The 12,521-nt window shown below is 69.0% G+C and carries 11 protein-coding genes; 8 read left to right on the top strand and 3 right to left on the bottom strand.

Features of this window, described 5'->3' with window-relative positions; translation table 11 throughout:
* Window positions 1–2,041, top strand: a 2,041-nt coding sequence (locus AC1D1G_RS32035) for an AAA family ATPase (RefSeq protein WP_477955220.1), incomplete at its 5' end; no start/stop codon positions are given.
* 39 nt (window positions 2,042–2,080) lie between these two features.
* Here the strand turns inward: AC1D1G_RS32035 and AC1D1G_RS32030 are convergent.
* Complete coding sequence (locus AC1D1G_RS32030; protein WP_280779820.1) at window positions 2,081–2,833, bottom strand: isocitrate lyase/PEP mutase family protein; 753 nt, start codon at window positions 2,831–2,833, stop codon at window positions 2,081–2,083.
* Between the two features lie 112 nt (window positions 2,834–2,945).
* On the opposite strand from AC1D1G_RS32030, the gene AC1D1G_RS32025 reads away from it, so the two are divergent.
* Window positions 2,946–4,286: a hypothetical protein gene (locus AC1D1G_RS32025; RefSeq protein ID WP_477955218.1), complete on the top strand. Its 1,341-nt coding sequence runs from the start codon at window positions 2,946–2,948 to the stop codon at window positions 4,284–4,286.
* Here AC1D1G_RS32025 and AC1D1G_RS32020 read toward each other — a convergent pair.
* Window positions 4,283–4,699, bottom strand: a complete 417-nt coding sequence (locus tag AC1D1G_RS32020) for an NUDIX hydrolase (protein WP_477955217.1) — start codon at window positions 4,697–4,699, stop codon at window positions 4,283–4,285. The genes AC1D1G_RS32025 and AC1D1G_RS32020 overlap by 4 nt on opposite strands.
* Before the next feature lie 195 nt (window positions 4,700–4,894).
* On the opposite strand from AC1D1G_RS32020, the gene AC1D1G_RS32015 reads away from it, so the two are divergent.
* The 6 genes from AC1D1G_RS32015 to mnhG are packed head-to-tail and all read left to right on the top strand — an operon-like array spanning window position 4,895 to window position 11,075.
* Complete coding sequence (locus tag AC1D1G_RS32015; RefSeq protein ID WP_280779818.1) at window positions 4,895–7,729, top strand: Na+/H+ antiporter subunit A; 2,835 nt, start codon at window positions 4,895–4,897, stop codon at window positions 7,727–7,729.
* A complete protein-coding gene (locus AC1D1G_RS32010; protein ID WP_007301319.1) occupies window positions 7,726–8,295 on the top strand; it encodes a Na(+)/H(+) antiporter subunit C in 570 nt (189 codons plus the stop codon). Before AC1D1G_RS32015 ends, AC1D1G_RS32010 begins: the two co-directional genes overlap by 4 nt.
* Window positions 8,292–9,914, top strand: a complete 1,623-nt coding sequence (locus tag AC1D1G_RS32005; protein WP_005264385.1) for a Na+/H+ antiporter subunit D — start codon at window positions 8,292–8,294, stop codon at window positions 9,912–9,914. The genes AC1D1G_RS32010 and AC1D1G_RS32005 overlap by 4 nt, the downstream gene beginning before the upstream one ends.
* The gene (locus AC1D1G_RS32000; RefSeq protein WP_317568336.1) at window positions 9,911–10,483 is read left to right on the top strand and encodes a Na+/H+ antiporter subunit E; all 573 of its coding nucleotides are present in this window, start codon (window positions 9,911–9,913) and stop codon (window positions 10,481–10,483) included. Before AC1D1G_RS32005 ends, AC1D1G_RS32000 begins: the two co-directional genes overlap by 4 nt.
* Complete coding sequence (locus AC1D1G_RS31995) at window positions 10,480–10,740, top strand: monovalent cation/H+ antiporter complex subunit F (protein WP_005251754.1); 261 nt, start codon at window positions 10,480–10,482, stop codon at window positions 10,738–10,740. The genes AC1D1G_RS32000 and AC1D1G_RS31995 overlap by 4 nt, the downstream gene beginning before the upstream one ends.
* Entirely contained in the window at window positions 10,737–11,075 is a 339-nt protein-coding gene (gene mnhG / locus AC1D1G_RS31990) for a monovalent cation/H(+) antiporter subunit G (RefSeq protein ID WP_005251747.1), read from the top strand. The genes AC1D1G_RS31995 and mnhG overlap by 4 nt, the downstream gene beginning before the upstream one ends.
* On the opposite strand, the gene AC1D1G_RS31985 is transcribed toward mnhG, so the two are convergent.
* On the bottom strand, window positions 11,044–12,327 hold the full coding sequence (locus AC1D1G_RS31985) for a DUF5933 domain-containing protein (protein WP_477955214.1): 1,284 nt from the start codon (window positions 12,325–12,327) through the stop codon (window positions 11,044–11,046). The genes mnhG and AC1D1G_RS31985 overlap by 32 nt on opposite strands.
* Window positions 12,328–12,521: the final 194 nt, after the last annotated feature.

The raw sequence follows: 12,521 nt of genomic DNA, 5'->3' as shown, positions 1-12,521 counted from the left end.
CCGCACCGCCGCGGTGGCAGGTCGCGCGCCGGCCGGAACCCCCACCGGGACTGCACTCCTCGACGACGTGACGCTGTCCAACGCCGGGCTGACCGAGAACAGCACGGTTGTCGTGACACCGGTGACGGTGTACGGCGGGAAGACCGTGACGGTCAGCGGGTCGAATCTGGCCGTCAACTCCGTCTCCGACGTCACCCTGCGTCACGCCCTGCTCGGCAAGGTCCTCACGGTCGGCGACACGGTGTCGCTGCTCCCCCGCGATCTGGGCCCCGGCACCAGCACCGCCCCCGCGACGCAGGCACTGTCCCGGACGTTCGGTGTCGCCTGGACGTCCGAGTTGCTCACCGTCACCGGGGTCGACCCCGCCGGTGGTCCGGTGAGCGTGCAGCCCAACACCGCGGTCGGGTGGGGCGAGGGTGTGCGCGCAACGGTGTCCACGGCCCCGACCCGGCTGCCCGCGCCGCCCGTCCGGCCCGCCGAGGAGGTTCCCCCGGTTCCAGTCGAGGACCTGGTGGGCGCCCACACCCAGGCAGCCAAACTCACCGAGTGGCTCGGACTGGCACTCGACGAACCCGAACTGCTCCGCAAACTCGGGGCCTCACCCCATCTGGGCGTCCTGGTGACCGGGCCCGCCGGTGTCGGGAAGGCGACGCTCGCCCGCGCGGTGCTCGCCTCCCGGCGACTCGTCGAACTCGACGGGCCGAGTGCCGGCGCGCTGGAAGCCGACTCACGGTTACAGCGGGTCACCGCGGCGGTCGACGCGATCCGCAGCGGCGGCGTCCTGCTGATCACCGACATCGATGCCCTGCTGCCCGCCACCCCGGAACCGGTGTCCGCGCTGATCGTCGAACAACTCCGCCGCGCAGTCGACACCGTCGGGGTCGCGTTCGTCGCGACGTCGGCGCACCCCGAGTCGGTCGACACCAGGTTGCGCGGGCAGGACCTGTGCGACCGCGAACTCACCCTGACCCTGCCCGACGGCTCCACCCGCCGGGCGCTGCTGGAACTGCTTCTGCGGAAGGTCCCCACCGACGGCATCGCCCTCGACGCGATCGCGGCCCGCACACCGGGGTTCGTCGTCGCCGACCTCGCCGCGCTGTGCCGGGAAGCGGCCCTGCGGGCCGCCTCACGCGCCACCAGGAAACCCGTCGACCCCGCACTCACACAGGACGACCTGCTCGGCGCGCTCGACGTCATCCGCCCGCTGTCGCGGTCGGGCAGCGAGGAACTCGCGATCGGCACCCTCACCCTCGACGACGTCGGGGACATGGTGGAGACCAAGCAGGCGCTGACCGAGGCGGTCCTGTGGCCGTTGCAGCATCCGGATTCGTTCGCCCGCCTCGGCGTCGATCCCCCGCGCGGAGTGCTGCTGTACGGTCCGCCCGGTTGCGGCAAGACCTATCTCGTTCGGGCGCTGGCAAGTTCGGGGCATCTGAGTGTGCACGCCGTCAAGGGCGCCGAGCTGATGGACAAGTGGGTGGGCGCGTCCGAGAAGGCCGTCCGCGAACTGTTCCAGCGGGCGCGGGATTCGGCCCCGTCACTGATCTTCCTCGACGAGGTGGACGCCCTCGCGCCGCGGCGCGGCCAGAGCTCCGACTCCGGGGTGTCCGATCGGGTGGTGGCCGCCCTGCTCACCGAACTCGACGGCGTCGAACCGCTGCGCGACGTGGTGGTCGTCGGCGCCACCAACCGTCCCGACCTCATCGACCCGGCGTTGCTGCGCCCCGGCCGCCTGGAGCGGCTGGTGTTCGTGCCGCCGCCGGACGGCGAGGCCCGCCGCGCGATCCTGCGGACATCCGGGAAGTCGGTGCCCCTCGCCGACGACGTCGACCTCGACGCCCTTGCCGACGACCTCGACGGCTACTCGGCCGCCGACTGCTCGGCGCTGCTGCGGGAAGCCGCGCTGGCCGCCATGCGCCGGAACATCGACGCCGCCGACGTCACCGCGGCCGACGTGGCCGAGGCACGCGAAAAGGTGCGCCCCTCACTCGATCCCGAGCAAGTGGCGCACCTCGAGTCCTATGCGCTGTCGCGCCCGTGAGTACTTGTCAACCGCCCGCGGTTGACAAGTACTCACGGGTCAGGACCAGCGGCCGAGCAGCGTGGCCGCGTGTGCGGCGAGGGCGGCCTGGAAGAAAGGCCCGAAGCTCACCCGCGCGACGCCGAGCGGCCCGAAGCTCGCCGGATCGTCCTGATCGGGCAGGCCGATGGCGTTGACGGGCAGCGGGAGCTCCGACGTGAGCCGCTTCTGGGTGGCGTCGTCGTGACGGCCCACGGGGTACAGCACGTCGGCGCCGGCCTCGGCGGCGAGCTTCAGCCGAGCGATCGCGCGGTCGACACGGTCGGACTCGTCGCCCACCTGCTTCACGAACAGGTCGGTGCGCGCATTCACGACCACGTGGACGCCGGCAGCGTCGGCCGCTTGCCGCAGCCCTCCGACGAAGTCGGCGTGCTCCTGCGGTTCGCGGAGCCGCCCGCCCTCGCTGTGGACCGTGTCCTCGATGTTCAGGCCCACGGCTCCCGCGCCGATCAGACCTTCGATCAGCCGGGCGGGCTCGAGCCCGTATCCCGATTCGATGTCGACCGACAGCGGCAACTCCACCGCCGCGGTGATCTGCGAGATGCGGTGCAGCAGCTCGTCGAACGTGATCCCCTCGTTGTCGGGCTTGCCGATCGAGTCGGATACCGGGTGGCTCCCGACGGTCAGCGCCTGAAACCCAGCGGACACAGCCAGATTCGCGGACCAGGCATCCCACACGGTGGGAAGGATGACCGGGTTGCCGGGCTGGTGCAGCCCCAGCAGGGTGGTGGCCTTCTCGTTGCTCGACGTCATAGGTGGGCTCCTCGCCTCGGTTGTATTCGATCGGAGTCGTTCTCGGGCACGCCTTCGGTGCCAACGCCGGGTTCGCCATTTCCATTCCTTCCCGCTCGAGTACCGTGAGCGAATGGACTTCCGGGAACCTCTGTCGGCCGCGGCTGCTCTCGCGTCCGGCGCACTGGCCGGTTTCGTCCTCACCAATCCCCGCAACCGGGCCTGGACGATCAACGCGTCCGACCGGGAGATCGAGCGGTGGCTCAGCAGCCAGCCGACGGGTGTGGTGGTGGCTCTCGTTCTCGCTGTCGTCGCGGTGGCCGGTCTGCAACGGTCCGGCTCCCGGCGGGTGTCGTGGATCCTGGCGGCGGCGTGCGCGCTCGCCCTGATCGGCGCGCGCTGGGCGGTGCCGAATGCCGGCGGGGTCGACACGCTGATCGCCCTGCACTTCGCGAAGACCGCGACTGCCGGGTTCCTGCTGGGCGCGGCGGTCGCCGCGGTGTGGGGTCGCTGGGTTTCGCATCTGGCGCTGACTCTCGGTGTCGCGAGCGCGTTCCTTCTCGCGAGTGTGCAGCGACTGCCGCGTAGTGACACCGCGTACGTCGAGCCCGCGAGTATGAGCACCTCCGCGATCGGCGAACCCCCGCAGTGGCTGCTGCTGGGAGTTCTCGTGCTCGCGCTCGCGTCGGCGGTGGTGGCGCGGTCGCAGTTCCGGGTGCAGCGTCCGGACCGGAGGACCCTGCTGACCGCGCTGGTCGGCGCCGTGGCTCTCGCCCTGCTCAACCGGTTGTTCGGGGCGTGGATCGACGATCAGGAATTCGGCGAGCCCCTGACGGTCTGGCTGATCGTCGCGTTCTCGCTCGCCGTGATTCTGACGGCCACGGTGCTGATCGCACGCCGGTTCCCGGGGATCGACGGACGCTTCCTGCTCGCCGCGACCGGTGTCACCGCGGCGGCCGTGCTCGTCCTCGACGACCTCCGCACTCCGCGGGTGACGACGCCCGCGCCGGCGTTGCTGGCGGTCGGCGTCGTCGCTCTCGCCGCGGGAATCGCGGTGGCGGTCCGGGTCCCGCCGAAGTGGCGGCGCCCGCAGTGGGGACTCTGCCTGGCCGCCGTCGTTCCGCTGCTCGCCGCCGTGTGGCCCGACTTCGGCGACGACGGCGTCGCACTGCTGATCCGGCTGGCCGTGCTGGGTTGCGGCACGGGTTTCGCGCTCGCCACCGCTTTGCCGGGGTCGGCGCCGGTCGCGGTACTCGGTTTCGCGTTGCCGTTCGCGTCGCTGGTGTTCGTGGCGGCGACCACCGTTCCCCGCAGCCGGGTGGTCTACTCGGGCGCGAGCAGCGAACACCGTCTGCCGTCGTCGCCTGCCTCGACCGCTGCGTCCGACCATCTCGTCGGCTTCGTGATGCTGCTCGTCGTGGCGTTCTGCGTCTACTCGGTGCACGAGCGGCGCAGTACCCCGGAAGGCAGCTAGTCGAGGAGGCCGAGCGACTGAAGCCGGCGGAACACGAGCATCGAGCCGGGCGCGACGTCGCGCATGGCCGCGTATTCGTCGACGGTGAAGTACCGGAGTTCGGCGATCTCGCTCGTCGGCCGCGGCTCGGCGCTCAGTTCGGCGAGGAAGCAGGTCATGTGCAGGTCGGTGCCCTCGGGATGTCCGTACGCGGGCGCCTCGAAGACCCCCAGATGTTCGAGCGTCCCATCGACGATTCGGGCGTCGAGTTCCTCCCGGATCTCGCGGTGCAGAGCCTGTTCGGCGTTCTCGCCGGGATCGATCTTTCCGCCTGCCATGTAGAACGCGGTCTTCCCCACCGATCGGGTCTGGAGGAGTTTCCGGTCGCGGATGTGGGCGAGCGCGGCGGTTCGGATCTCGGCGGGCACCGTCACAAGATAGAACAGTCCGGTCGGCCGCCCATAACACACGCGCCCCAATAGTCCGATTTGCCGCGATTGCGAGTCCGAATAACCGACCCAGTAGGATGTACCCCGTAGCCCAGTTCGCTAGCTAAGCGAACGGTCTACACGACTCGGTTCGTTTCGTTCCGACACCCCGCCGCCCGCTGACCCCCGACGGAGTGCCTTTTGCTTGCTGTTCTGCTCGCCCATGCCGTTGCCGCCGTTCTGGCTCCGCTTGTGGTGCGCAAGTTCGGCCGCAACGGTTTCTACCCTCTCTCCCTCGTCCCGCTGGCGTCGCTCGGTTGGGTGATCGCGAACTGGGGCACGGAGCAGACCGTGTCCATCGTGTGGGCTCCGGGCCTGTCGATGGACCTCGACTTCTGGTTCGACCCGCTGGCCGCGATCATGTCGGTGCTGGTGCTGGGCATCGGCACGCTGATCCTGGTCTACTGTGCGCGCTACTTCACCGACGACGAACCTCGTCTCGGCATCTTCGCCGCCGAGATGGTGGCCTTCGCCGGCGCCATGTTCGGCCTCGTCGCCAGCGACAACATGTTGCTGCTGTACATATTCTGGGAACTGACGACGGTCCTGTCGTTCCTGCTGGTCGGGCATTACGCCGAACGCGCGTCGAGTCGCCGGGCGGCCACGCAGGCGCTGCTCGTCACCACCGCGGGTGGTCTGGCCATGCTGGTCGGCATCATCATCCTCGGCCAGGTGAGCGGCACGTACAACCTGTCCGAACTGATCGAGGTCGCACCTCGCGGCTGGCTCGCCGGTGTCGCCGTCGTGCTGGTCCTCATCGGCGCGCTGTCGAAGTCCGCGATCGTGCCGCTGCACTTCTGGCTGCCCGGAGCGATGGCCGCCCCGACCCCGGTCAGCGGCTATCTGCACGCCGCGGCCATGGTGAAGGCCGGCATCTTTCTCGTGGCCAGACTGTCGCCCGGTTTCGCCGACTCGGCGCCCTGGCGGTTCACGATCATCACGCTCGGCCTGCTGACGATGGTCCTCGCCGGGTGGCGGGCGATGCGCGCCTTCGACCTCAAACTGGTGCTCGCGTTCGGCACCGTCAGCCAGCTCGGTTTCATGATGGTGCTGGTCGGCCTCGGCACCCGCGACGCCGCGCTCGCCGGCATGACGATGGTGGTCGCGCACGCGATGTTCAAGGCCGCGCTGTTCATGGTGGTCGGCATCATCGACCACACGACGGGCACCCGCGACATCCGCAAGCTCGCGCACCTCGGCGACCGTGCGCCCGCGCTCGCGGTCGTCGCCGCACTGGCCGCGGCGAGCATGGCCGGGCTTCCCCCGTTCCTCGGGTTCGTCGGCAAGGAAGCCGCATTCGACTCCCTGCTGAGCACGACCGTCCTGGCCGACCCGGCACGGATCGTCACCGTCGGCGTCGTGGTGTTCGGTTCGATCCTGACGCTCGCCTACAGCGTGCGCTTCATGTGGGGAGCCTTCGGTCGCAAGCGGCTCGCGCGGCCGAGCCCGGCCGTGCAGGGCATGCACGCACCCGGACCGTTGTTCCTCGGCGCGCCCGCCGTTCTCTCGGTACTGAGCCTGGCGGCGGGACTCGCGGCGCCGCAGCTCGAGAAGCTGCTGACGCCGTACTCGCAGACCCTGCCCGCCGAGGGCGTCTCCGACTACCACCTCGCGCTGTGGCACGGCATGAACACCGCGCTGGCGCTCACCCTGCTGGTGTTCGCCGTCGGCACCGCGCTCTTCGTGGCGCAGCGCTGGGTCAACCGGTTGCGGTTCGAGCATCCTCCGCTCGGCAACGCCGACCGCATCTACGACGCGACGCTGCGCGGCATGGACGCGCTGTCGATGCGGCTGACCGGCGCCACCCAGCGCGGTTCGCTGCCGCTGACCCAGGCGACCATCCTCGGCACCCTCGTGGTGGTGCCGCTGGTACTGCTCGTCGTCGGCACGAATACGGGCGCCGACGTCCGGTTGTGGGATTCGCCGGTGCAGTTCGTGATCGGGCTGATGATGGTGGCGGCCGCGCTCGCCGCCACGGTGATGCGCAACCGTCTGGCCAGCGTGATCCTCGTCGGTCTCAGCGGTTACGGCTGCGGTGTGCTGTTCGCCCTCCACGGTGCCCCCGACCTCGCACTCACCCAGTTCCTGGTGGAGACGCTGACGCTCGTCATCTTCGTGCTCGTGTTCCGGAAGCTGCCCGCCGAGGTCGACGAGCGCCGGGCCATCGGATTCAAGATTCCGCGGGCACTGCTGGCGGTCGCGGTCGGTGCCACCATCACCACGATCGGCGCGTACGCCATCAATGCCCGGAACTCGGTGCCGATCTACGAGCGACTCCCCGACGCGGCGTACTACCTCGGCAACGGCAAGAACGTCGTCAACGTCCTGCTCGTCGACATCCGTGCCTGGGACACGCTCGGTGAGATCTCGGTGCTGCTGGTGGCGGCCACGGGTGTCGCGAGCCTGGTGTTCCGCAACCGCCGCTTCGGCAGCGCCCCCCGGGTGTCCGACGCTCCCGCGGTCACGGCCGATTCGTCGGCGTCGCATTCCGAGACCACGTGGCTACTCGGCGGCGACCTCATCGATCCGAAACACCGGTCGCTGGTCCTCGAGGTGACGACCCGGCTGATCTTCCCGACCATCATGGTGTTGTCGGTCTACTTCTTCTTCGCCGGTCACAACGCGCCCGGCGGCGGGTTCGCCGGCGGCCTCACGGCCGGTCTCGCGCTGGTCCTGCGGTACCTCGCCGGCGGACGGTACGAACTCGGCGAAACTGTCCCGATCGACGCGGGCAAGATCCTGGGCCTCGGGCTCACGCTTGCCGCGGGCACCGCGCTGGCGTCGCTGTTCCTCGGCGCCCCGGCGCTCTCCTCCGCGGTGTTCGAGGTGACGCTGCCGCTGGTCGGCCACGTCAAGATGGTCACCGCCCTGTTCTTCGACCTGGGTGTGTATCTCATCGTGGTCGGTCTCGTACTCGACGTGCTCCGCAGTCTCGGGGCGCGTCTCGACGCACAGATCGAGGTGAACCAGCGGTGAGCGCGAACATCGGATTTCTCGTCATCATCGGCGTCCTGGTGTCGGCCGGCGTCTACCTGCTCATCGAACGCAGCATCACCCGCATGCTGCTGGGACTGCTGCTGTTCGGCAACGGCATCAATCTCCTGATCCTCACGTCCGGCGGTACGGACGGCAATCCGCCCATTGTCGGCCGCGAGTCCATTCACGAGTCGATGGCCGACCCGCTGGCTCAGGCGATGATCCTGACGGCGATCGTCATCACGATGGGCATCGCCGGCTTCGTGCTCGCGCTCGCGTACCGGTCGTTCAAGATCACCACGCAGGACGCCGTCGAGAACGACCCCGAGGACACCAAGGTCCTGCGGCGCCGGTCGCCCGCCGAGGCACCCGACCGCGACCGCTCCGACGACCCGGTCACCGGCGAGCCGAGTTTCAGCGGCGACGCATTCGACAAGGACGGAAACCCCATTCCCCTGGAAGAGCTGAAGAACCTCGAAGACCTCGAATGCTACGAAGACCTGCACGAGGGTGACTTCGACGACGAAGAGGACTCCGACAAGGCCGGGATCGGGGAGAAGTCGTGACCATTTCCCCGCACATCATCACGGCCCTCGCGCCGCTGCCTGTCCTCGTCCCGATGCTCGCCGCCGCGGCCACGCTGGTGCTCGGCCGTCGTCCGCGGGCCCAGCGGATCATCACGCTCGTCGCGTTGATCGGCGTCCTCGTCGTGTCCGGACTGCTACTGTTCCTGGCCGACCGCGACGGGACGACGGCCATTCAGGTGGGTGGCTGGGATTCGCCGATCGGCATCACGCTGGTGGTCGACCGGCTGTCCGCGATGATGCTGGTGGTCTCGTCGATCGTGTTGCTCGCCGTCATGGCGTACGCCGTGGGTCAGGGCATCCGCGACGGCAGTGAGGACCAGCCCGTCTCGATCTTCCTGCCGACGTATCTGGCGCTGACGGCGGGCATCTCCAACGCGTTCCTGGCGGGCGACCTGTTCAATCTGTACGTCGGCTTCGAGGTGCTCCTCGCCGCCAGCTTCGTGCTGCTGACGCTCGGTGCGAGCGCCGACCGCGTCCGTGCGGGTGTGTCGTACGTGATGGTGTCGATGGTGTCGTCGCTGATCTTCCTGGCGGGTATTGCGTTCGCCTACGCGGCCACCGGAACCCTCAACCTCGCCGACATGGCCACCCGCCTCGACGGCATCCCGTCCGGCACGCGCACCGCCATCTTCGGTGTGCTGCTCGTGGCGTTCGGCATCAAGGCGGCGGTGTTCCCGCTGTCGACGTGGCTGCCCGACTCCTACCCCACCGCGCCCGCCCCGGTCACCGCCGTGTTCGCCGGCCTGCTCACCAAGGTGGGTGTGTACGCGATCATCCGCGCACACACGTTGCTCTTCCCGGAGGGCGAACTCGACAACGTGCTGATGGTGTGCGGCCTCCTGACGATGCTCGTCGGCATCCTCGGTGCGATCGCGCAGAGCGACATCAAACGACTACTGTCCTTCACCCTGGTCAGCCACATCGGGTACATGGTGTTCGGTGTCGCGCTGTCCACCCAGTCGGGGCTGTCGGGCGCCATCTACTACGTGGCCCACCACATTCTGGTGCAGACCACACTGTTCCTGGTGGTCGGTCTGATCGAACGCCAGGCCGGGTCGTCGTCGTTGCGACGTCTGGGCGGGCTCGCCGCGGCGAGCCCCGTCCTGGCCATCGTGTTCCTCGTCCCGGCCCTCAACCTCGGCGGCATTCCCCCGTTCTCCGGGTTCATCGGCAAGGTCGCGCTGCTGCAGGCCGGCTCGGCGGATGCGAGCGTGCTGGCGTGGATCCTCGTCGCGGGCGGCACCCTCACCAGTCTCCTCACGCTGTACGTCGTCGCCCGCGTGTGGACCAAGGCGTTCTGGCGGGCCCGCGCCGACGCCCCCGAGGGTGACCTGGCGGACGTCAGCCCGTCGGCGCTGCTCGACGAGTCCGAGGCCGACATCTCGTTCGACGACCGCGCCGACGTGGGCCGTATCCCCGCGATGATGCTCATCCCCACCGTCGCCCTCGTCGCCGTGGGGCTGGCGATGACGGTGTTCGCCGGCCAGATCATCCAGATCAGCGATCGCGCGGCGAGCGATCTGCAGAACCGGTCCATCTACATCGACGCCGTCCTCGGCGGGCACCCCGGCGGCGAAGCGCAGGAGGCACCGCGATGAAACGCGAGAGACTTCTCCAGTTCGGCGCCCTTCTGTGGCTGATGGCGGTGTGGATCCTGTTGTGGGGCAACGTCAGCTGGGGCAACATTCTCGGCGGGCTCGCCGTCGGCGCGCTCATCATGGTGCTCATGCCGCTGCCGCGGGTGCCCGTGGAAGGCCGGGTGCACGTCCTGCCGCTGCTCCGGCTGGCGATGATGTTCGTGTACTACTCGCTCCAGTCGAGCCTCCAGATCGCGTACCTCGCGCTCCGGCCCGGACCGCCACCCGTCACCGGGGTCCTGCGCTACCAGCTGGGGATCAAGTCGGACCTCGTCCTGACGCTGTGCATCGACGTCCTGAACCTCATTCCGGGCACCATGGTTCTCGAGATCGACCAGGTGCGGCGGATCGTCTACGTGCACGTCCTGGACATGGGCTCGCAGAAGGCGGTCAGCCAGTTCTACCGCACGGTCGCGCAATTGGAACGGTTGTTCGTCGAGGCGTTCGAACGCGACTCCGACTGGAAACCGAGCCCCTGGCACAACCGCGACCTGCAGTACGACGACCCCACTCAGGAGGGCAGCTCATGACAGTCGTCTCGGTCATATCCGGAATCATCCTGGTCGTCGCCGGGGTCCTGACGACGTTCCGGCTGCTCGACGGGCCCAACTCGCTGGACCGCCTCGTCGCCCTCGACACCCTGATCGCGCTCGCCATGTGCGGGCTCGCCGTGTGGGCCGCGTACACCGGCGACACGACGATCGTGCCCGCCATCGTCGCGTTGTCGCTGGTGGGGTTCATCGGTTCGGTCTCGGTGGCCCGGTTCCGGGTGAGTGACAAGTCGTGACCACCGTGCTGAACGTCATCGGGGCCACGCTCATGCTGTGCGGCTCCCTGCTCGCACTGACGGCCGCCATCGCCATCGTGCGATTCCCGGACACCCTGCGCCGCATGCACGCCGCCACCAAACCGCAGGTGGTCGGTCTCATCATGGTTCTCGCGGGCGCCGTCCTCGAACTGCGTGGCAACGTCGACATCTGGATGCTGATCCTCGTCGGCATCTTCACCCTGTTCACCGCGCCGGTCATCGCGCACAGCGTCGGACGGGTGGCGTACCGGGAGCAGCGAGATCAGGACGGGCTGTTGATGATCAACGAGTTGGAGCCGCCAGAACATCAGTGACCGCTGCCTTCGCGCCGCTGCCCCACCGCGCGAGTGCGGTGTCGGGCCGGGCGAAGAACGTCGCGTAGAACCCGAGGCTCATCGCGGCGAGGGCACCGAGGACGAGCGGTCCGGACACCTCGGGGAATCGGCCCATCGGCACCGCGAGGTAGCGGTAGCTGAGGAGCAGTCCGGCCAGCACCAGCGCGCCGCCTCCGACGAGACGGACCCGGAACCAGCCCCACCCCCGTTCGGGGTCGCGCAACGCGGATTCGATGGTGAGGCACAGAACGGCGCCGGCGACCAGGTCGACGCCGTAGTGGTAGCCGAACCCGAGGGTCGCCGTCAGCGTGCACACCAGCCAGAACGTGCCGCCGAGGCGCAGCCACCAGGCGCCCTGCCGGGAGTGGATGAACAGGGCGAGGGCCCACGCCGTGTGCAGGCTCGGCATGCAGTTGCGGGGGGTCGCCGAATCGAACGACATCGGTTCGGGCGCGAAGTCGGGTGTCGGGACGACGTTGGGCCAGTAGTCGCTGACCTGGAACCCCTGTCCTTCGGTGCCGAACGCGAAGATCGGTCCGACCACCGGGAACAGCACGTAGAACACGGGACCGATGAGACCGATCAGCAGGAACGTGCGCACCAGGTAGTGCGACGGCCAGCCGTTCCGCAGCTGGTAGACGGCCACCGCGATGGCCGCGACCGGCAGTTCGATGTAGACCCAGTGGAGGATGCCGTAGCCGACGGGTCCGAGGGCGTCGACGAACTGCCCCAGGTGCCACGACGGGCTGCCCAGCGCGTGGTCGGCCAGCTGGGCGTATTCGTCGAGGACCATCGGCCCGGCCATGATCGTGACCTGCAGCCAGGCGTCGCCGAATTTGGTCGCGAGAATCAGCAGCGCACCGAGGCCGACACCCTTGAGGGCGCTGCGCCGGTGGTCGCCGGTCCAGCGGACCGCCGCATACACGCCCACCCCGGTGAGTACCCAGGTCGCGCCGTTTCCGACGGTCAGCGGTCCACCGGACAGATAGCGCACCGCGGCGACCACGATATCGATGCCGGCCGCGGCGGCGAGTGCCACGACGCGCTGGCGATTGGTGAGCCCGACCATCGCCAGCGCCAGGCCGGCCCACGGGACCGACGCCGACTTGGGGGTCAGGACGTAGTCGTGGAAAAGGCTTTCGAGGGGACCCTGGAAACCCTGTATGGACGCGACCGATTGGGCGACCACCAGCAGGATCGCCACACCGAGCGCCCCGCCCGCCACGAACATGCGGGAACGATCGACGGACCCACCCGGCCGTACAACGGCAACATCGTCGATCGACACCCGCCAAGTGTAAACAACACGTGAACGGGAAGTGGACGAGTGTCCTGCCCGAGACCGTCTTTCAGGTCCCGAGCTCCTTCACCAACGCATCGACCACGGCCACAAGGTCACCGCCGGTCGCCTCCGCGACCTGACGT

The organism is Rhodococcus sp. P3_B8 (assembly GCF_056402775.1).
The sequence above is the reverse complement of the archived record's forward strand: the minus strand, read 5'-3'. Positions and strand labels throughout refer to the sequence as shown.

Coding starts and splice junctions, on each gene's coding strand:
- AC1D1G_RS32030 (WP_280779820.1), bottom strand. CDS start 2,833: ATGACGTCGAGCAACGAGAAGGCCACCACCCTGCTGGGGCTGCACCAG.
- AC1D1G_RS32025 (WP_477955218.1), top strand. CDS start 2,946: ATGGACTTCCGGGAACCTCTGTCGGCCGCGGCTGCTCTCGCGTCCGGC.
- AC1D1G_RS32000 (WP_317568336.1), top strand. CDS start 9,911: ATGAAACGCGAGAGACTTCTCCAGTTCGGCGCCCTTCTGTGGCTGATG.
- AC1D1G_RS31995 (WP_005251754.1), top strand. CDS start 10,480: ATGACAGTCGTCTCGGTCATATCCGGAATCATCCTGGTCGTCGCCGGG.
- AC1D1G_RS31985 (WP_477955214.1), bottom strand. CDS start 12,327: ATGTTCGTGGCGGGCGGGGCGCTCGGTGTGGCGATCCTGCTGGTGGTC.